This window comes from Clostridium sp. D53t1_180928_C8, from assembly GCF_015667795.1.
Lineage (GTDB): Bacteria > Bacillota > Clostridia > Clostridiales > Clostridiaceae > Clostridium.
In genome coordinates this window covers 1-21,965 of record NZ_JADPEL010000047.1, presented here as the reverse complement: position 1 = coordinate 21,965, position 21,965 = coordinate 1, and the positions used below count along the sequence as shown (strand labels likewise).

The window sequence follows — 21,965 nt, the reverse complement described above, 5'->3', positions numbered from 1 at the left end:
AATATAGATATTTCATAATTATATTATTATAGTTAATTTTAAGGAGAATCAATTAATGAATCCTATTGAAAATTCAAAACATATAAGGTGTGTATTATTAAATTGTAAATCTGGCATAGTAAGGGATAAAAATTTATTAAGATTATATACAAGAGAGTTTTGCAAGGAGCTTAGAATTGGTTCAATATGTAGCTCTCATTTTTTATATAATCCATATGGATTAACTATAGTAGTTTTAATAGAGGATGGGGAAATAATTTTAAAATCAATATATGAAAATAATACTATTTGTATAGATATATTTACATTATTAAATGATATAGATATACAGGAGGCTACAAAATATTTTGAAAAAGTATCAAAGTCATCTACATGCAAAGTTGAAGAAAATGTATTTTTAAAAAATAGAAGAAGTATCAATTTAATAAATAACCAATATGATGATTTTGAATATAGAAGAGATATAAAGTGGCAAGAAAAATTGAATATAACCATTTTAGGAAGTTCAGGGGGTGTTGCCAAATCTATATTATCTATACTAAATAAGGCTATTAATGATGAAAATGATCCTATACATCATAATATTTGTAACTTAAGTTTACATTTAGTTGATTTAAATCAAAAGGATATAAAGTATTATAAAACGTATTGTCCTAATTTAATAGACATAATAAAGCTATATGAGTTTAGTTCAGATAATAGCTCTAAACTTATAAACTACTTAAAGAAAACGGATACGGATATTTTAATAGATGTATCTTATGCTGATACAGTAGATACTTTAAGGATTTGTAATAAGTATGGTGTTATTTATATAAATACAGCTTTAGAAAGTATTAGTGTAGATAATAACCAATATTATGCTGGTTTTGGATTACAGGAAAGATATAAAATTCTTGAAAGTCATAGAGATGAGTTTCAAAATACTACAGCAATTTTATGTTCAGGAATGAATCCAGGTATAGTTCAATGGATGGCTTATGAAGTAATGAAAAGAAATTCTAAAAAAATTCCAAAAGGATGTTATATAGTTGAAGATGACACATCTTTTTTTGAAGATGAATCTTTAGCAAAGAAAGGAACAATATATACTACTTGGTATCCTGAAGGATTTTTAGACGAAGCAATATATAGCTATCCAACTTTTATGAAGAATAACGAATCAATATTCTTATACAAAAAGGTTTATGAGCTTGAATTTAAAGTTACCCTTGATAAAAAAGTTTTTTATGGTTGTTTAATGCCTCATGAAGAAGCTATAACTTTAGGAAAAATGTATAATATGGAGACTGGCTTTATTTATAAAGTAAATGATCATACTACTAATTTAATTAAATCATATTTAGATAATATAGATAAGCTTTGGAGTCAGCCAATGGAAGTATTAGATCCGGAAAAAGCGGTATTAAAGGGTAAAGATTTGGTAGGTGTATTATTGGTATATGAAAATAAAGAAGTATTTATGTATAATGCTTTAAGTAATAAAGATATTTATGAAAAATATAAAACTAATGCTACTTATCATCAGGTAGCTAGTGGAGTTTATGGAGCTTTAGCAAGTATTTTAAATGATAATATACCACAAGGTATATATTATATTGAACAGCTTTTGGAAAAATGTAATAGTAATTATGGTAAATATTTAAGTTATCATTTAGGAGAATGTATTATTGGAGAAAATAATAATTCAGATGGTAATCTTTTAAATAGAATGAGAGAAATTAATAAAAATAGTTAAATTTAAATCTTGATTTCTTAACTTCAGCTTGAAATTTAAATTTATCTGAAGTTAAGAAATTGTTATAGATTAAGTTGCTAGATATTAGAGAAAGATAAATCTTTTCTTCTAAATAGAATTTCATATCCATCTTCCTTAACTCGTTTAGTTATATAAAATCCATTTTTTTCATAAATTTTTTGAGCTTTTTTCTCGGATTTATCAGTGGAGGTATAAAGGCAAAGATATTTTTTGCCTCTATCTTTTGATAAATCTATTACAAAATTAAGTAAAAACATACCTATACCTTTTCCACGATATTTTTTGCTTACGCAATACCAACCTATCCAGTCTGTATCTTCAAAATCTTCAAATAAAGTGTATATACCAATTATACCTAAAACTTTTTCTTTATTATTTACTACAATGAAATATTTTAAGGATTTAACATCACTATCACAGTGATTATTATAAGAAACAAGGCTTTTATTGTTTATACTTGCTTCTATCTCTGTTCTTATTATTTCATCTTCATGTTTAAAAACACTTTCTACTAATTTAACAGCACTATTTAAGTATTTATTAGTTAAACTTGTTAAAGTTAAATTATCAGTTGATTTCATAGAAGCACCTCTTTACATATAGATATATAAATAGATATATTCAAATAAGATTGTGAATGTACCTATAATAATACAGTTTTAAATATAGTCAAAAATCGGAAATAAATTACCTTTTTATTTATTATGGATATTTTATAAAAGTTAGTTATATGATGATTTAATTATTTATATAATACAAGTGAATAGTATTAACTTATATAATGTTAGCTGAATTAAAGGTAGGGAGGGTAATATTATGAGAGAATCGAAATGTCCGGTGACAGGTTATACAAGTATGGGGGCAGTAGGTGGTGTATATACAAATAAGGATTGGTGGCCAAATCAATTAAACTTAAAAATACTTAGTGAAAACTCAGAATTAAGTAATCCAATGTCTAAGGGTTTTGATTATGCTAAAGAGTTTAAGAAGCTAAATCTTAAAGACGTAAAGAAAGATTTATTTGCATTGATGACAGATTCTCAAGAATGGTGGCCAGCAGATTATGGAACTTATGGTCCATTTTTTATTCGTATGGCTTGGCACAGTGCTGGAACTTATAGAATTGGAGATGGCAGAGGTGGAGGAGGACGTGGAACTCAACGTTTTGCACCAATTAATAGTTGGCCAGATAATGCTAACTTAGATAAAGCAAGAAGATTACTTTGGCCAATTAAAAAGAAGTATGGAAATAAACTATCTTGGGCTGATCTTATTATATTAGCAGGAAATTGTGCATTTGAATCTATGGGATTAAAGCTGATTGGATTTGGTGGTGGACGTGAAGATGTTTGGGAGCCACAGGATGATATTTATTGGGGAAGCTCAAAAAAATGGCTTGGAGATAATACTGATCCAAAGAGTAATGAAATAGAAAATCAACTTGCTGCAGTTCAAATGGGATTAATTTATGTAAACCCAGAAGGTCCTAATGGAAATCCAGATCCAAAAGCATCAGTTAAAGATGTTAGGGAAACTTTTGCACGTATGGCTATGAATGATGAAGAAACAGTAGCACTTATAGCAGGTGGACATACTTTTGGAAAATGTCATGGGGCAGGTCCTGCTACATATATTGGACCAGCACCAGAAGCAGCACCTATTGAAGAGCAAGGTCTTGGGTGGAAAAATACTTATGGAAAAGGTAATGCTGATGATACTATAACTAGTGGAATAGAGGGAGCCTGGAAATCAAATCCAAATCGATGGGATATGGGGTATTTAAAGACATTATTTAAATATAAATGGGAGTTAGTTAAAAGTCCAGCTGGAGCATATCAATGGTTGGCTATAAATGTTGATGAAGAGGATATGGTAGTAGATGCTCATGATCCATCAAAGAAACATAGACCTATGATGACAACAGCAGATTTATCTCTTATTAATGATCCTAAATATGCATCAATTGCAAAAGGGTATTTAGATGATCCTGAAAAGTTTGCAGATGCTTTTTCTCGTGCATGGTTTAAATTAACTCATAGAGATATGGGACCAATATCAAGGTATCTTGGAGATGAGGTTCCATGTGAAGAATTTATATGGCAGGATCCTGTACCAAAAGTTGATTATAAATTGGTTAATAAAAAGGATATTATCAATCTAAAGAAAAGAATTTTAGACTCTGGACTGTCAATATCAGAGCTTGTTAAGGTAGCTTGGGCATCAGCATCAACATTTCGTGGATCAGATAGGCGTGGTGGAGCAAATGGGGCTAGAATAAGACTTGAACCGCAAAATGAATGGGAAGTTAATGAGCCAGAAGAATTAGATAAAGTTTTAAAGGTATTAGAGAATATTCAAAAGAAGTTTAATAATTCACAATCAAAAGGTAAGAAGGTTTCATTAGCTGATGTTATTGTACTTGCTGGTTGCGCAGGCATTGAGAAAGCAGCAAAAAATGCAGGACATAATATTATAGTACCATTTACTCCAGGTCGTACAGATGCAACACAAGAACAAACTGATGTAAAATCATTTTGTGTACTTGAACCTAGGGCAGATGGATTTAGAAATTATATAAATAATATGGTTACAGCAAAACCAGAAGAAATGTTAATTGACCGTGCACAATTATTAACATTAACTGCTCCTGAAATGACAGTATTAATTGGTGGAATGCGTGTGTTAAATACAAATTATAAGAATTCTAAAGATGGAGTATTTACAAATAGAGAAGAATGCCTTACAAATGATTTTTTTGTAAATCTTATTGATATGAATACTGTTTGGAAACCAATTAATAAAGTTGAAGAAAGATTTGAAGGTTTTGATAGGAAAACAGGAAAATTAAAGTGGACAGCAACAAGAGTTGATCTTATATTTGGTTCTAATTCACAACTTCGTGCAATTGCTGAAGTATATGCCTGTGATGATAATAAGGAAAAATTCTTATGTGATTTTGTAGCTGCTTGGAATAAGGTAATGAATGCAGATCGGTTTGATCTTTTAGAAAAATAATGATTTTATTCTAAGGAACTAGTTAAAAATAGTAATAATTCTTAATATAATGGCTAAAATAAGTAGATAAAAATAATAAATTACATGAAAGGATGAAAGTTATGAAAACTATAATAATTGAATGTAATCCTAGTAAAAATTCTTTTGGTGAAAGTATTAAGGAAAAAGTAATAAGTGTTTTAGATGGAAAGAAAAAAGAATATGAGATAATTGAACTATATAAAGATAATTTTAATCCTGTAATGAGTGAGGAAGATGAGAAATTATATAGTAAAGGTGAAAGTAAGGATGAACTAGTTAAAAAATATCAAGGTTATCTTAAGGAAGGTAATGAAATAATATTTATATTTCCAATATGGTGGAACAATGTTCCTGCAATGCTAAAGGGATTTTTTGATAAGGTGTTTATAAAGGAGTTTGCTTTTATAGAAGAAAATAATAGACCAAAAGGATTATTAACTAATATAAATAAGGGGCTATTAATAACAACTTCAGAAAGTGATACATTTTATATTAAGAATGATTTAGGAAATCCTATTGAAAATACAATTATAAAATCAACCTTAGAAGTAGCTGGTATGAGTAATATTAGCTGGATTAATCTTAATGTTGCATCAGCCCAGCGTAAAAAGGAAGAATTTTTAACAGAATTAGAATCAAAGTTATAGAGAGAATAATTTTAAATATGTAAAATGAGAAGTTAAGCTTTCTTAGAAAGAAAACTTAACTTCTCATTTTTTATTTAGTTTTACTTTAATGTATAATTAAGAAATGTATATGTTTTTTTATTATTTAGAATAATAAATTAAAGTATATTTTTAATTTGGAGTTGTTAATATGAATTCTTTAATAAATAATGCATATAAAATAGCAGATAGTAATGAGGTAATTCTTAAAGGAAATATAAAATTAAGCAATAACACTAATTGCTTAATTTTTGCACATTATTGCGATAGCACATTATTCTATAAAAAGTTTTTTAAAATATCTAAGGATATTTTAAAGGTAAATAAGATATCAAATAAAAACTTAAGGGAAATAAAAAGATTAGTTAAAAGACAAGGCTATAAGAAGGTATGGACAAAAGGGGTACTTTCATTTTATGGTGATTTAAGGCCTTTAGCAGTTAAAGCTGGTTTTGGAAAATGGAATAATAGTGGTATTATTGAAAATGAAGAATATGGTACCAATTTCTTAATAAGTGCAGTATTTTATAGATAAAATATATATAGGGGGATAGTTTATATGAGATACTATATAAAATCAAAGGTATTTAAGATTAAAGAGGATTTTTGGGTTAAAAATGATAGGGGGCAAGATACTTATTTTATAGATAAGGAATTTTTTAGTTTTGGATTGCAGTTTAGAGTTATAGAAAATAATAATGAAATATATAAGGTTAGGGAAAAACTTCTAAAATTTATGCCTAGTTATGAAATTTATGATAGGAATGATAATATAATTGGAACTGTAAAAAAACAACTTACATTCTTTAAAGATAGCATCTTTGTTGAAAGTAATTATGGCGATTTTGAAATTGAAGGAGATCTTTGGCATTATAGTTATAGAATTAATCATAATAGGAGAACTATTGCTGTCATTGATAAAGAATTTTTATCCTTTTCAGATAATTATTATGTTGATACTAATTATGAAAATCATCCTTTTATAATAGCCTTAGTTATAATTATTGATAACATAATTGATAAGAATAATAATAATTAGAATTATAAATATTTGGAGCTTATTCAGAAAGTTTATATTTAACTTTCTGAATAAGCTCTATTCTATTGCTAAAACATATATAAGTATAGATACTATTAATTTATTTATATTTTTCTATATTTCTTTAAACATAATATATTAAGTGTACTTAATATTACTACAAAAAGAATTAGAATATATATATCATTTTGTATTTGTGAAAAAGTAAATCCTTTAATAATTATATTACTTAATGCATTAGCACCATAATTTAATGGCATTATATAAGATATTTTTTGAAGCCAATTTGCCATACTATCAAATGGTATAAGCCCTGCAAAAAAAATTTGTGGAACTATTACTATAGGAATAAACTGCATCATTTGAAACTCAGAATTTGCAAATGTAGATAAAAGTGTTCCTAAAGATAATGCAACAAGAGCTATAATAACATTAACTAATAATACTAAATAAATGCTGCCTACTATTTTCATATTAAGAATATATACTGCAAATAATACAACTATTATTGTTTGAATAAGAGCAAAAATTCCATAACCTAATAAATATCCTAAAACTATTTCATACCTTTTAATAGGTGTGGCTAAAAGCTTATATAATGTACCACTGCTTCTTTCTTTTAATAAAGATATTCCAGAAACTAAAAATACAAAGAAAAATACAAAGAATCCTATAAGCATAGGGTTTATAGTATCAAAGTAACTTAAGTCCTCATCACCATAAACATAGCTTTCTTCAATATTTATAGCTTGTTCATTTTCTAAACTTAAATTTGGTATTTTACTGCTTACTAAATTTAATACATTATCCAAATTATCTTTCATTAATATAGTGCTAGTTATAGATTTTATTTTTTGTGAGTTTTGAGGAGAGCTATTTTCATAAGTTATATATAAATTATTATCCTCTCTATATATAAATCCATCTAAATCATTATCTATTATTTTATTTTCTATATCATTATTATCATCATACTCAGTAATATTTAAGTCAGCATCTTTCAAGGAATCATTAAAGGATTCTGAAGTATTATATACACCTAATTTTAATTTAACATCATCACCTGAATTAAATAAAAAATAAACTAATGTTAATACTACAAGTGGAGCAAACATCATAAGAGCTAAAGTTCTTTTATCATGTATAGTTTGTTTTACTATTCTATTTACTAATGCAATTATTCTCATTATTTTCACTTCCAATCTTTAAAAATACTTCTTCTATACTGTTAACATTAAAATCTTGCATTAGCTTTTTAGGTGTTCCCATTGCAATAATTTTTCCATCAATTATTAAAGCAAGAGTATCACATTTTAAAGCTTCATCCATAACATGGGTAGTTACAATAACTGATTTACCTTCTGATTTTAATTTATATATTTCATCCCATATGATTAATCTAAGAGTTGGATCAATTCCAACAGTGGGTTCATCTAAAATAAATAAATCAGGATTTTGAATAAGTGATGCGGCTAAAGAAAGTCTTCTTTTCATACCACCAGAATAATTATTTACTCTTTTGTTCATATGATTTTCAAGCTTTACAAGTTTAGAGGTATATTCAATTCTTTCCTTTATTAATTTCTTTTTCATATTATAAAGCTTTGCAAAAAATTCTAAGTTTTCTTTTCCAGATAAATCTTCATAAAGAGCATCAGCTTGAGCCATATATCCAATATTTTTAAATATATCTAAATTAGGCACTTTTTTATTTAATACGTTGATTTCACCACTATTAATTTTTTCTATACCCATAATGGCTTTAACTAAAGTGCTTTTTCCTGCACCAGATGGACCTATTAGACCTAGTATCTCCCCCTTTTTAATTGTTAAGTTTACATTGTTTAATACTAAAGTTTTTCCATATTTTTTTATTACATTATTAATTTCAATTACTTCCATTTTCCCCTCCTATTAATAAACACGGTGTTGGTTTTGTTTTATGCTTATATTATATTTTAGTGTATAATTTATACAATAGTTAATAATATAAGAAGTGTTCATTATTAAACACTTTTAATAAATGTGTTCAGTATTTTAAATAGTTAGGAGAATTTTAATGGATAGACGTATATTAAAAACAAGAGGAATAATAAAAAATTCATTTATTGAGCTTGTAAATGAAATAGGATTTGAAAAGGTAACTGTAAAAAATATAACTGAAAAAGCGAATATAAATAGAGGTACTTTTTACTTGCATTATAAGGATAAGTATGATTTATTGGAGAAAAGTCAAAATGAAATATTAAATGAGATAAATGAAATAATTATATTAGCATCACAGGAAGTAAAAAACTCTCTTTCAACAAATAGTAATAGTATTGGAAATATAAAACCTTTTTTAGTTCGTTTATATACATATATAGGTGAAAATGCGGAGTTAATGCCTATAATATTAAACTCTAATGAGAATTCTTCATTTATAAATGAGTTTAAAAGCTTAATACAGTGTTATATTGTAAACTTCATATCAAATAATCATAAGCTTAATAAAGAAATTTCTAGTAAATATATGTTAGAAATAGTATCGTCTATACATATTGGAGTTATTCAAAAGTGGATTAGTGATGGTATTATTGAAAGTCCTGAAGAAATTGCTAGTATGTTATCATCTATAATAAATAATTTCTTAAAAACATTTTTAAATTGAATATATATTTAATATTGATTAAATACTAATATTAAATATAGTATAATTTATAAATACTAAAATAAAAGTTAAAAAGGAGAGATAATGATAGAAAATAATATAAATTTTAATTTAGAAAATACATATTGTAATTTATCTAATATATTTTATTCAAGAGAACTTCCAAGTAAAATAGAAAAGCCTAGAATGATAAAGTTTAATAAAGAATTAGCAGAAAGTTTAGGATTAGATTTAGAGTTTTTAGAAAGTAATAAAGGTACTGAATTTCTTGTAGGAAATAATATTTTAGAAGGTACAACTCCTATAGCACAAGCTTATGCAGGACATCAATTTGGACATTTTACAATGCTTGGTGATGGTAGAGCAATACTTTTAGGTGAGTTTATATCAAAAGATGGACAAAAGTTTGATATACAAATTAAAGGGGCAGGAAGAACTAGGTATTCAAGAGGTGGCGATGGAAAAGCGGCTTTAGGTCCAATGCTTAGAGAATATATTATAAGTGAAGGAATGTATGGACTTAAAATTCCAACTACTCGTAGCTTGGCGGTTATTTCTACTGGTGAAGATATAATAAGAGAGGAAATTCTAGAAGGAGCTGTATTAGATCGTATAGCAAAAAGTCATATACGTGTTGGAACATTTCAGTTTGCAAGAAATTTTGCTAGTATTGAAGAACTTAGGGAATTAGCAGATTATACATTAAATAGGCACTTTAAAAAAGATAAATATGAAGAAAATCCATACTTATATCTTCTTAAAGAGGTTATAAAAAATCAAGCAAAACTTATTTCAAAGTGGCAATTAGTAGGATTTATTCATGGTGTTATGAATACTGATAATATGACAATTAGCGGAGAAACCATAGATTATGGACCATGTGCATTTATGGATACTTATGATATAAATACTGTATTTAGTTCTATTGATGTTAATGGAAGATATTCTTATGGGAATCAACCTAAAATTGGAGTGTGGAATTTAACTAGATTTGCAGAAAGTTTATTGCCATTACTAAATGATGATGTAGATAAAGCAATTAAAATAGCTGAAGATGCATTAACAAGTTATAGTGTTCTATATAATGAATATTATTTTGAGGGAATGAGAGCAAAGTTGGGATTATTTGATAAAGAAGAGGGTGATGAAAATTTAGTTTTATCACTTCTAACTATTATGAATAATTTTAAAGCAGATTATACAAATACATTTTTAAATTTAACATTAGATAAATTAGATGAAATGAAAGTTTTTAATAGTGATGAATTTAAGGAATGGTATAATTTATGGCAAAAAAGACTAACAAAACAAAATGTATCTAGAGAAAAAATAAAAGGTCTTATGGAATCAAATAATCCAACAGTGATTCCAAGAAATTATATAGTAGAGAAAGGAATAAAAGCAGCAGTTAACAATAATGACTATAGTATTATTAATAGGCTTTTAGAAGTACTTAAGAATCCTTATGATTATTCAAATATAAGTGAAGAATTTTCTAAGATACCAGAAGTATCAAGTTGTCCTTATAAAACATATTGTGGTACATAGTTTTAAAATTATAATTTTAAATATTTAATTAAAGTTTAGAAAATTAAAGCTACTAGGAGTAAGAAATATTCTTAGTAGCTTTATTATTATATAAATAGTTTATAATTAAGATATTATGGTATATAATATATGTAAATTATGTTAATTTGGATATACTTATATTTAATTGATAGATTAATTTATTATAATAAAAATAAATTTTAAAAAAGTAGGTTTAATATGAAAAAGTTACGAAAAATGTTAGGAAAGGCCGACTCACCATATATTATTTCTCTTATGAGGTTAATAGAAACTCAAAGTAAGCTTACAATAGTAAAATGGTGCAATGATTATGCAAGAGAGAATATTTTAGCTATTTATAAAAAAGATTATCCAGAAGACTATCGTTTAGAACTTGCATTAGATGCTGTAGAACAATGGATGAAAGAAGATATAAAACTTAGTGAAGCTAAAAAAATAATTAAGGAAGCTCAAGTTGCTGCAAGAGAAGCAAAAGAAAGTCCAGCTGCGCAGGCTGCAGCAAGGGCAATTACAGCAGCAGTTACAACTATTAACACATTAACAAGCAGTTTGGGACTTGCTTTTTATGGCTCTGCAGCTATAGCATATTCATCTGTTGGTATTGAAGAAAATCCAGAAGTTTATGATGGAATTGCTGAAAAAGAATGCAAAAAGATGGAAGAGGCATTAAGAAAGATTGCAAAGATAGATGAACCTAATCCAGTAAAAATAAATTGGAATTGTTAAGTTGATTAGTAAAATGTATTGTAGAAAAATATGATAAAGTAAGAAAGGAGAATTAAAATTTGAAAGATTTTTTAGGACAAAAGTTTAAAGAATATTGGGGAATTGTTACATATATAATAATTTTAGCTTATGTAATTTTTAATTTTAAAAATATTATCTCAGGGGTTGAAAACATAATAGGAGTACTTTTACCATTCATAGTAGGAATAGCCATAGCTTTTATGTTGAATTTAGTAATGAGAATTTTTGAAGAAAGGGTATTTGCCTTTTTAGATAATAAAAAATATCAGAAGTATTCTAGATTTAAAAGACCATTATCAGTAGCTTTAACTTTTATATTTGTATTCATGGTTATTTTTGGATTAATAAGATTTATAATTCCACAACTTATTGATAGTATATCCACATTAACTGATGCTATACCATCATATATGAAATCATTTGAAGCGTTAATAAGTCAGTATGTTAGTGATACAGAGATATTAAATACTTTGTGGAATAACTTTTTATCTGCTTGGAGAGAGATCCTTCAATTTACTGGACAAATAGTAGTTTCATCATTATCAGGAGTAGTAAATATTACAGTTGGTTTTACTAGTGGATTATTTAATTTTATTCTATCTGTAATTTTTTCAATTTATATGTTGTTAAATAAAGAAAGATTACAATTAGGTATGAAAAAGGTTTTATATGCATTTAGTGGTAAAAAATTTGCTGATAAGATAATGTACTTAGGAAAAATATCAAATGAGGCTTTTTCTAACTATATTGGAGGGCAATTTATTGAAGCTATTATTATAGGCGTTTTATGTTTTATAGGAATGCTTATATTAAAAATGCCATATGCATTGCTTATAAGTGTTTTAGTAGCAGTAACAGCGTTGATACCTATATTTGGAGCATTTATAGGAACTATACCATCAGCTTTTATAATATTAATAATAGATCCAATGAAGGCTCTTTGGTTTGTAATATTTATAATTGTGCTTCAACAAGTAGAAGGTAATTTAATTTATCCAAAGGTTGTTGGAAGTTCAATAGGTTTACCACCAATATGGGTAATGTTAGCTATGATTATTGGTGGAAATACATTTGGGCTTATAGGAATACTATTAGGAATACCTATTTTTTCAGTAATATATAAAGTATTTAAGGAATTTGTAGATAAAAGGCTAAATTATAAAAATATAGACATTGTTTAGAAAATAATAATTAATATTTTAATTTAAATTAGATATACTCCTTTAATAAATTTAGTGAGTGTATCTAATTTTTTTAATATTCTTTAGATTTACAATTCACATATAAATCATAGATTTTTTTTGAAACAGAGCTTATTGCTTGAATTTCTATATTATTTTTACCGTTTTTAGTTAAAACACATAATATATAACCACCATTATCAGTAAACATTATACCAGCATCATTTTCTATATTAGTTAATTCACCAGTTTTATGAGCTACTATAGTATTAGGTGGTAATAGGTTTGGAAGTTTTGTTGTAGATTTAGTATTTTTTAAAATATTTATCATCTTATTGTCGTAAAATTCATTTATACAGGAGTTATTAAGCAATTGTATAAATGTAATATATAAATCATATACAGATGTATAATTATCAATTCCTAAATTAAGTGCATTTATATCCATCATCTTTCTATTTAAAGATGTGTTAATGCAACCAAGTTTTTTTATTTTAGAGTTTATATAATCTTTACCAATTAGGTCAATTAATATATTGGTTGCTGTATTATCACTTTCAGTAATCATAAGATATATTAAATCATCTATGCTATATTCAGTATAACTATCCTTATAATAAAGTATTCCAGATCCACCAACTTTCATAGAATCCTGTAAAGTTATTTTAGTGGTTGAATTTAAAAGTCCATGGGATATTTTAGTGTATAATGCTATCATTATGTAGATTTTTATGATGCTAGCAGAGGGGGAAGGCGTATTTTTAATATCAGTTGAATAATTACTTAAAAATAAATAATTTTGATTATTTATATCGGCATATATAAGTGAATAATTAAAGCCTTTATTTGAAAGTATTGCTGATATTTCAATTGATAAAGTACCTTTAAAGTTTACAGGTCTTGAAACTATTGATTCATTATTTATTATTTTCATATATAACTCCTTTTATTAATTTAATGTGGTAATATTATCGTCTATATAGATATATTAACAGTTTACATCTTATTATAGAAATAAACAAAAGCATTTCTAGACAATAATTATCTTTAGCTATGTTTGAAGTCGTATCATTTATATTCCTATCATAGCTATTATTTGCAAAGTCTATTTTAAACAGTAAAGCATCACTTTAAATAATATCTCAAACATATTAGTATTATAATTACTATTTGTATTGCTAGATAAATTAGTAGAATAACTATTATTATCCTTATTAAATTCTTTAGAAATTTATAAATGTGCTTAATAAAACAAAAGTAGAAAAAGACCTTACAATTAGTGTTGTTAAAATTCCAATTCTATAGGGTTTATTTTAAAATTTAAACATAAGTAATTAAATCACCTTTCTTCTTATTTCATTTAATTTATTATTTTAAAAAAGACTATATTTTTTTAAATAAAGTAGCGTATAAAAAATAATACTATGGTAACAATTAATATCAATACATGTTGTTTTAATAGGAACTTCTTTAATTTCTACACTACTTTTGGCTATACTAGCAAGAAAATTCATTTCAAAATCATATTTATCACCAGGTTCTGAAAGAAATAATGTTTCTTTACTTCGTGGGATTCCTCTTAATCCAGTTTGTGTGTTAGAACATTTTGAGCCAGATATAAAATATAGTAATAATGATGAAATCCTATTTCTTATTCTAATTTTATATGGAATGGTATTAAGTGAAAAATCTCTAATTCCTAATATTAAAGATGAGGGATTTTTTATTAGTATATCAGCTATATTAATTATATCTTCTGCACTATGTTGCCCATCTGCATCGCAAGTAATATAACCACAGTTATTAGGAAATTTATCTATTGCATATGCAACACCATTTTTTAATGTAGCACCTTTACCTTTGTTGATATTGTTATGATAAAGTAAGCAGTTAGAGAATTTTTTTGATTCTAAAAAAATATTTGAATATTTATCACCACTTCCATCATCTATTACAATAATAGGAAAGTCTACTTTGTTTCGTATTTCTTTAATTAGATTAATGAGCCTTTTATCAGGACAATATACAGGGATTATAATTATTGGGTTTCTTTTTTGAAAAATAGTCAATTAGAACCATACCTTTCTATAATTAATTCAGTTTATTTTATAGAAATATAATACAGTTGAAATATGGCAGTATTGAGTACAGTATATGGATTTTATATGAATAAATGGTAATAGTGTAGTGAAAGTTCAAAGAAAAAAATATATATACAAATTTTATATAATTATATACTGAAAGTTAGCTATTTAGTTATTTAAAGTGCACTTTCAGATGAAAATATATTGAAACATACATTATTTTATATAGTAAAACTTAATAGGAAAAAATGATTATTAAATAAATCTCCATTTAAATGTAGAATTTTAAGTGTAAACATTTAAAACATGGGAGGACTACATATGCAAATACTATATTTTTTAATAGCTATTTTAGCAACGAGTATAGGAGCTACAGCTGGAATAGGTGGAGGAGTGATAATAAAACCTATATTAGACTTTTTAGGTGGGTATAATCTTGAAACTATAAATATGCTATCATCATTTACTGTATTTTCAATGGCTATAGTTTCTATAATGAAACAAATTAGATATAAGTTTAAGTTAGAAATTAGAAAGACAGTATTTATAGGATGTGGGTCTATTTTAGGAGGAATTTTAGGAGATACTATCTTAAATAAAATAATTAATATTATTAATAATGATGCAAGAGTAATTATGTATCAAAATATAATTTTAGCTGTATTACTTATAGCTGTATTCATATATATGAATAATAAGAATAAGACTAAGCAGTTTAAAATAGAAAAAGGCTTATTATGTATTTTTATAGGGGTAGCCTTAGGAACAATATCTTCATTCTTAAGTATCGGTGGAGGACCTGTTAATGTTTGTGTATTAACTTTATTTTTCTCTATGGATACTAAGGAAGCAACTGTTAATTCAATAATAACAATTCTATTTTCACAAATACCTAAGATATTTACTTCAATAGATAGTGTATTTTCAGGATATTATGATTTAACTATGTTACCTGTAATGGTAATTGGTGGGGTATTAGGTGGAATTATAGGAGCAAAATTAAATAAAAATATGAGTAATGAATTTATAGTTAAAGTGTTAAATATGGTTATTTTATTTCTTGTATTACTAAATATATATAATGTATTAGGGATATTTAGATAAATATATAAATAATTTTATAAAAGGAGGATTAAGTTATGAGTAGAAATATTAGTGCAATGATAAAGCCATCTTCTAGTAAGTGTAATTTAAAATGCAAGTACTGTTTTTATCATTCTATAGCAGATTCTAGAGATATTAAAGATTATGGATTTATGAGTATTGATACATTAAAAGAGATAGTTAATAAGATAGATGATTATTGTAGAGGTGGAAACTGTAATTTAGGATTCCAAGGTGGGGAATCTATGTTAGTTGGAATAGAATATTACAAGGCTCTTATTAAGTACATTAATGAAACTAAATATGGAACAAAATTTAATATAAGTATTCAAACTAATGGAACACTTATAAATGATGAATGGGCAAAATTATTTAAAGAAAATAAATTCTTAGTGGGAGTATCATTAGACGGTACAAAAGAAATGCATAATTTAAATAGGGTTAACTATTTAAATCAGGATACATTTAATAGTGTTATTAAAGGAATTAATATATTAAAAAGATATGATGTTAATTTTAATATATTGGTTGTTGTAACATCAGCATTATGTAAAAAGATTGATAGTTGTTATAAGTATTTTAAAAAGAATGATTTTAAATATCTTCAATTCATACCATGTTTAGAACCATTAGAAAATGAAAGAGAAAATTTAAAATCTTATTCTCTTACTTCAGATGAGTATTCGAAATTTTTGAAAAAATTATTTTCATTATGGTATGAGGATGCAATGAAAGGTGACTATGTAAGTATTAGGCAATTTGATAATATTTTAGGACTATTTTTAGGACAAGATTATGAATCTTGTGATATGAGGGGAGTATGTTCCTGTCAACATATTATAGAAAGTGATGGATCTATGTATCCATGTGACTTCTATACTTATGAAAAATATTCTATAGGTAATATTTTGAGTGAAACCTTCGATGAAATACATGAAAAGGAAAAAACTATTAATTTTATTAAAGGTTCTTTGAATAAAAGCTCTAAATGTGATAAATGTAAGTTTAATTTTTTATGTAGAGGTGGATGTAGGAGACATAGAGAAAATGAAAAAGATAATTTAAATTTCTTATGTTCAGCATATTATGATTTTTATTCTAATACTTTAAGTGGTTTTGAAATGATAGCCAAAAGAATTAAATGTAATTATTAAATTATTTATAGAATGGAAAAAGGGAGGACAAAAAGATTGGGTGGTAAACATATAGAGAAGATTAAAATGATTAAAAGTAAAGTAATAGTTTGGATTGGAACAGTATTATTGCTAATATTAGTGTTTACTAATCTAATATTAGCACATGAAAATGATAATTCTAAAACTTTATTAAAAATAAATAATCAGGATATCCCTATAAGTGAATTTATGATTAACTATGATAATGATATAGAAAGTTCCTTAGAAAAATTAATTGAAAATAGAGCACTATTAAATATATTAAAGAGCTATGAAGTAATTGAAGATACTGATTATAATCATATTTTAAATGGATTAGAACAAGAAAATAAAAGAAGATTAAAGGGAAAAGAAAATAATGAGGTTATTTATGGACCTATTCAATATACGCCTAAGCAATATTATGAGTATATATTATCAAATGGACAAGCTGAATTAGAGTTTATTATTGAAGATAAATTCAAGGAAGAAATTAATAGTAAGACACAATTAATTTATGAAGAAAATATAGAGAATTTTAAAATTGAGGATGCAGTAGAGTGTGAAATACTATCTATTAGTTTTATAAATGAAGATGGTTCAGTTAATGACGTAGAAAAGGAAAAAGCAAAAGTTTTATTAGAAGAAATTAGAATGAATTTTGATGAAAGTGATTTTAAGTTATATGAAAACGTTTATAAAGAAAACTATGAATTTAACTATGAAAATAAAGCTTTAGATGAAAATTATAAAGCTGAATTAAAGGAAAAAGCTTTAGAACTTCAAGTTGGTGATGTAAGTGAAGTAATAGAATTTAATGGATCCTATCATATTTTAAAATGTTTAAATAGATATAATCAAGGATATGAAAAATTAGATGTAGTAAGAGATCAAATTATCGTAGATGAAATTGACTCAATAATTAATGAACTAATAAAGGAAGAAAAAGAAAGTATGAGGATAGAAATTAATGAGGAGGTGCTTAATGAAATAGGGGATAGACAAAAAAATTAATATGTAATATGGAAGTTTAAAAATTGATAATCAAGGGTTAAGTTTGAGTGTAAGAGCAAAGGAGAATGGTATGAAAAAATATTTATCTATTTTTATAGCTTTAATTTTTATTATAGGGATTATGCCTATTAAATATGTAAAGGCAGAAGAAATACTAGGTATTACTTACTATGTAGATTATTCAACAGGAAATGATGAAAATGAGGGTACTAGTGAAAATAAGGCGTGGAGGACCTTAGAAAAAGTAAATAGTCAAATATTTAAACCAGGAGATAAAATTCTTTTTAAATCTGGGGAAACATGGACTGGAGTTTTAAATCCAAAAGGATCTGGATGTGAAGGTAAACCTATAATAATTGATAAGTATGGTGGGGATGTTAAACCAAGGTTTGTTGGAGAAGAAAATTCTCCACATGTTTTTTACTTATATAATGAAGAGTATTGGGAAATAAATAATTTGGATATTTCAGCTAATTATACAAGTTCATTAGAAAGAAGGGCTGTTCGTATTAAAGCTGAAGATAAAGGTGTTGTAAATCATATTTATTTAAATGGATTAGATATACATGATGTTCAGATAAATTTAAAGTATCCAAATAGTAATGCATATAAAACATCAGGAGGCATATTTGTAGAAATAACAGGTAATTCAGTTCCAACAAAATATGATGATTTAGTAATTGAAAATTGTACTATACAAAATGTTGATAGAACTGGAATACAACTTTTATGGTCATCTTGGTCTAATAGAGGAGGAACTAATACTGGTTCAGGTAGATGGTATCCAAGTACAAATGTAGTAGTTAAAAATAATTTAATTAAGAGTACTGCAGGTGATGGAATTGTAGTTCAAGGGACTGATGGTGCTATAATAGAACATAATATAATTGATGATTTTGCTGCACGAAATCAAGGTGTAGCATATAACTGTGCTGCTTGGTCTCATAATTCAGATAATACTGTGTTTAGATATAATACTGGTTTAAATGGAAATACAACTAAAGATGGTATGCCTTGGGATAGTGATGGATATAGTAATGGAACTATATTTGAATATAACTATAGTAAAAATAATGAGGGTGGCGCATATTTAATTATTAGTTATGGAGAAGGGGCAAGTCCAACTGGATTAGCAGATTCAAGAGATTCAATATTTAGATATAACATTAGTGAAAATGATAGATTTGCATTAATGACAATGACAAATCCTGTTGGAAATCATAAAGTTTACAATAATGTATTTTATGTTGGACCTGAAAGACAAGTAGATGCATTTTTCTATGGAAATATGTCGCATAAAGATATTGGTGTAAATTTTGCAAATAATGTTTTTTATGTAGATGAAAAGGATGGAAAGAGCGGTAGCTTAAATGGAAATTGGGCAACAAAATTTGAGTATGATAGTAACATTTATTATTCAAAACAAGAAGGTGGAATTTCTAAACTGCCTAAAGATCCAAATAAAATTATAGAAGATCCTATGTTTGTTGCAGCAGGGACTGGTGAAGATGGATATAAAGTTATGGAAAACTCACCAGCTATAAATGCAGGTAAATATATAGTAGATAATGGTGGAACTGATTATTATGGAAACAAGCTTTATAATGGTGCACCTGATATAGGAGTACATGAATATAGTGACATTGCTTTCGATGTAGGATCAAGAGAAAAGAGTATAGAAGTTAACTTTCCTAAAGAAGAAGTTAATTATGAACATATGAACAAAGAAGTTAATGCAACTAATTTAATTATTAATGGAGATTTTGAATCAAGTCAAAGTATTAATTCATCTGCTGGTAAGAATACTTGGTATAAAAATTCAAACAATATAGGGGCTATAGCATCTGAATATAAAAAAGATGGAAATTATGGATTAATGGTAAAGAATCATGCTTCAGGAGGAAGTTTTGTAAATTATCAACCTGTATTAAAAGAAAAAACTACTTATAAGTTAATATATGATGCTAAAAAGGTATCTGGGAATCCAAAACCACTTCAAATAAAATGGTTTGATTCAGATAGTAGCTTAAATAATGGATATGATGGTGGAGTTGGAGCTCAGCTTTCAAATGAATGGAAGACTTATGAAGTTGAGTTTAGTACAGGTAAAGCATTTAAAAATAATGAGCCACCAATTATTTTTATTGCATCTACTCCTAATGGTGAAATATGGATAGATAATGTTAAATTAATAGAAATTGGAGCAGCAACACCAGATGGTGGTGATATTGAAGAAGAGGCCTTTGATTTAACGAAAGTTAAAGAGTTGTTAAATAATGCAGAAGGATTATTAAGTAATATAGTAGTAGGAGAAGAAGTTGGACAAACTCCTAAAAAAGTAGTTGATAGATTGAAAAAATCTATAGATATAGGTAAAGAAGTTATAGCTTATGAAAATAGTGGTATGAGTAAACAGGCTCAGGATGATATAGAAGTAATGTTAGAAAGAGCTATTGATGCAGCTGAAAGAAGTAAAATCACTGAGAATACAGGTGATATTGATAATACTGAAGGAATTACAATTGCAGATTTAGCATATGCCATTAAATTTATGGGCAAGCAAGTAGATTTATTTAATGAAAATTGGAGTGAAGCAAAATATAGTGATTTTGATGGAGATGACAGAGTTGATTTTGAAGATATAATGAAATTGGCCAGTATTATTTCTCGTAGTAATAATATAGAAGATAGTTTTGAGACGGTTAAAGATAATAATTCTATAAAGGTAGGTGATGTATTTGAAGTTGTTTATACATTAAATGATTTAAATAATTTACTTGCACAAGATATTAAAGTTAAATATGATACAGATGTTTTAGAATTAGTATCATTTAATACAACTATAGGATATAAAGATGGCATATTAGCTAAGGGCGTAAAGAAAAATTATCATTCTTTCTTAAACAATAAATTAGATGATGGAAATAATATTATTTTAAGTGCAGATAGATATAGTAATGCATTAAATGGCGATACACCAATAATGAGTTTACAATTTAAAGCTATAGGTGGAGGTAGTACAAATATTGTTGCATATGATAATTTAGTAGATGTTAATGGGGATGTAACTTCTAAGACAACTATATTAAAAGAAGCAGTAACAGTAGAGGATGTAGAAATAGATAAACCGGAAAATAAGCCAGAAAGTAAACCAGAAAGTAAACCAGAGGATATAGTACAAAGTAAGCCGGAAAAAGAAGAAAGTAATAAGCTTCCAAAAACCGGAGGAGTATTTATGGGAATACCAATATTTATAGCAATAGGTTTAGTTTCAGGTGGAATTAAATTTAAAATAAAATAATATAAAGTTTAATAAATAATAAACCACCCTTTAATTGGGTGGTTTTAATTATATTAATGATGATAGTACCTCATTGATTTTTTTATGTGATAAATCGGATAAAAATGCTTCTTTTTTAGCTAAAGCCTCTTTTAAATATCTAATACATCCATCTTTATCACCCAACTTGTTTAATATTAATCCATAATAGTAATATGGTTCAGAAAAAGATAGATTTTTATTTTTACTATATAAAAGTGATTTATATAGTTCTTGAGCTTTTTCGTAATAGCCTAAATAGTAATAACTTTGAGCTAGATTATCTATAATAATATTATTAGAATTATCATATTCATAGGCCTTTCTATTATAAATTAATGCCTCTTTATATTTTTTAGAAATTAGTAATAAGTATCCTAAAGTTTCATAAACAAGAGTGTGTTTATAAGTTTCATTCAGTATTTTGCATATCTCTATAGATTTTTCAATATTTCCATTTTTCCAAGTATATAAGGCTTCAGTAATTTTATAGGAGATTTTTAATTCTTCTTGAAGGTGATTTGATGGAATTATAGATAATATTTCTTTGCATTTATTTAAATTACCACAATATAGTGATATATAAGCATATCTAATCTTTATTGAATTATCACATTTAAAGGATCTATAAGAGGCATCATAAT

At 26.2% G+C, this 21,965-nt stretch carries 19 protein-coding genes; 13 read left to right on the top strand and 6 right to left on the bottom strand.

The features are described 5' to 3' along the window. Positions 1-55 precede the first annotated feature (55 nt). The gene (locus I4V51_RS17300) at positions 56-1,738 is read left to right on the top strand and encodes an S-adenosylmethionine decarboxylase (protein ID WP_195989682.1); all 1,683 of its coding nucleotides are present in this window, start codon (positions 56-58) and stop codon (positions 1,736-1,738) included. Positions 1,739-1,815: 77 nt separating this feature from the next. Here the strand turns inward: I4V51_RS17300 and I4V51_RS17295 are convergent, their stop codons facing one another. Next, positions 1,816-2,340 (bottom strand): GNAT family N-acetyltransferase, encoded by a 525-nt coding sequence (locus I4V51_RS17295; protein WP_195989681.1) that lies wholly within the window; start codon positions 2,338-2,340, stop codon positions 1,816-1,818. A gap of 235 nt (positions 2,341-2,575) precedes the next feature. Between I4V51_RS17295 and katG the strand changes: the two genes are divergently transcribed. The 4 genes from katG to I4V51_RS17275 all read left to right on the top strand — a co-directional run bounded on the left by katG (position 2,576) and on the right by I4V51_RS17275 (position 6,499). After that, a complete protein-coding gene (katG, locus tag I4V51_RS17290) occupies positions 2,576-4,774 on the top strand; it encodes a catalase/peroxidase HPI (RefSeq protein WP_195989680.1) in 2,199 nt (732 codons plus the stop codon). 101 nt (positions 4,775-4,875) lie between these two features. Beyond that, on the top strand, positions 4,876-5,442 hold the full coding sequence (locus tag I4V51_RS17285; RefSeq protein ID WP_195989679.1) for an NAD(P)H-dependent oxidoreductase: 567 nt from the start codon (positions 4,876-4,878) through the stop codon (positions 5,440-5,442). Between the two features lie 169 nt (positions 5,443-5,611). Next, positions 5,612-5,995: a hypothetical protein gene (locus I4V51_RS17280; RefSeq protein ID WP_195989678.1), complete on the top strand. Its 384-nt coding sequence runs from the start codon at positions 5,612-5,614 to the stop codon at positions 5,993-5,995. Between the two features lie 24 nt (positions 5,996-6,019). Next, positions 6,020-6,499, top strand: coding sequence for an LURP-one-related family protein (locus tag I4V51_RS17275; protein WP_195989677.1), 480 nt, complete (start codon positions 6,020-6,022; stop codon positions 6,497-6,499). Between the two features lie 104 nt (positions 6,500-6,603). On the opposite strand, the gene I4V51_RS17270 is transcribed toward I4V51_RS17275, so the two are convergent. Next, entirely contained in the window at positions 6,604-7,686 is a 1,083-nt protein-coding gene (locus tag I4V51_RS17270) for an ABC transporter permease (RefSeq protein ID WP_195989676.1), read from the bottom strand. Next, a complete protein-coding gene (locus I4V51_RS17265; protein WP_195989675.1) occupies positions 7,661-8,401 on the bottom strand; it encodes an ABC transporter ATP-binding protein in 741 nt (246 codons plus the stop codon). Before I4V51_RS17265 ends, I4V51_RS17270 begins: the two co-directional genes overlap by 26 nt. A gap of 157 nt (positions 8,402-8,558) precedes the next feature. On the opposite strand from I4V51_RS17265, the gene I4V51_RS17260 reads away from it, so the two are divergent. From I4V51_RS17260 to I4V51_RS17245, 4 genes are all read left to right on the top strand, one after another. Then, a complete protein-coding gene (locus I4V51_RS17260; RefSeq protein WP_195989674.1) occupies positions 8,559-9,149 on the top strand; it encodes a TetR/AcrR family transcriptional regulator in 591 nt (196 codons plus the stop codon). An 84-nt stretch (positions 9,150-9,233) separates the two neighbouring features. After that, positions 9,234-10,697 (top strand): protein adenylyltransferase SelO, encoded by a 1,464-nt coding sequence (locus tag I4V51_RS17255; RefSeq protein ID WP_195989673.1) that lies wholly within the window; start codon positions 9,234-9,236, stop codon positions 10,695-10,697. A gap of 219 nt (positions 10,698-10,916) precedes the next feature. Further along, positions 10,917-11,444 carry a putative immunity protein gene (locus I4V51_RS17250; RefSeq protein WP_195989672.1) on the top strand — a complete coding sequence of 176 codons (528 nt, stop codon included), beginning with the start codon at positions 10,917-10,919 and terminating at the stop codon, positions 11,442-11,444. Positions 11,445-11,503: 59 nt separating this feature from the next. Next, entirely contained in the window at positions 11,504-12,646 is a 1,143-nt protein-coding gene (locus I4V51_RS17245) for an AI-2E family transporter (RefSeq protein ID WP_195989671.1), read from the top strand. Between the two features lie 73 nt (positions 12,647-12,719). Here I4V51_RS17245 and I4V51_RS17240 read toward each other — a convergent pair whose 3' ends face one another. Both I4V51_RS17240 and I4V51_RS17235 read right to left on the bottom strand, forming a co-directional pair. Continuing rightward, positions 12,720-13,580, bottom strand: a complete 861-nt coding sequence (locus tag I4V51_RS17240) for a serine hydrolase (RefSeq protein ID WP_195989670.1) — start codon at positions 13,578-13,580, stop codon at positions 12,720-12,722. A gap of 439 nt (positions 13,581-14,019) precedes the next feature. Then, positions 14,020-14,715, bottom strand: coding sequence for a glycosyltransferase family 2 protein (locus I4V51_RS17235; protein WP_195989669.1), 696 nt, complete (start codon positions 14,713-14,715; stop codon positions 14,020-14,022). A gap of 336 nt (positions 14,716-15,051) precedes the next feature. Here I4V51_RS17235 and I4V51_RS17230 point away from each other — a divergent pair, with 336 nt between their 5' ends. The 4 genes from I4V51_RS17230 (at position 15,052) to I4V51_RS17215 (ending at position 21,303) form a co-directional block, all read left to right on the top strand. Further along, positions 15,052-15,834 carry a sulfite exporter TauE/SafE family protein gene (locus I4V51_RS17230; RefSeq protein ID WP_195989668.1) on the top strand — a complete coding sequence of 261 codons (783 nt, stop codon included), beginning with the start codon at positions 15,052-15,054 and terminating at the stop codon, positions 15,832-15,834. Positions 15,835-15,869: 35 nt separating this feature from the next. Next, complete coding sequence (locus tag I4V51_RS17225; RefSeq protein ID WP_195989667.1) at positions 15,870-16,988, top strand: anaerobic sulfatase maturase; 1,119 nt, start codon at positions 15,870-15,872, stop codon at positions 16,986-16,988. A gap of 36 nt (positions 16,989-17,024) precedes the next feature. Next, positions 17,025-18,002: a peptidyl-prolyl cis-trans isomerase gene (locus I4V51_RS17220; protein WP_195989666.1), complete on the top strand. Its 978-nt coding sequence runs from the start codon at positions 17,025-17,027 to the stop codon at positions 18,000-18,002. Positions 18,003-18,072: 70 nt separating this feature from the next. After that, positions 18,073-21,303, top strand: a complete 3,231-nt coding sequence (locus I4V51_RS17215; RefSeq protein WP_195989665.1) for a carbohydrate binding domain-containing protein — start codon at positions 18,073-18,075, stop codon at positions 21,301-21,303. Between the two features lie 48 nt (positions 21,304-21,351). On the opposite strand, the gene I4V51_RS17210 is transcribed toward I4V51_RS17215, so the two are convergent. Further along, positions 21,352-21,965 (bottom strand): tetratricopeptide repeat protein (locus I4V51_RS17210; RefSeq protein WP_195989664.1); only part of this gene is annotated, 614 nt, incomplete at its 5' end.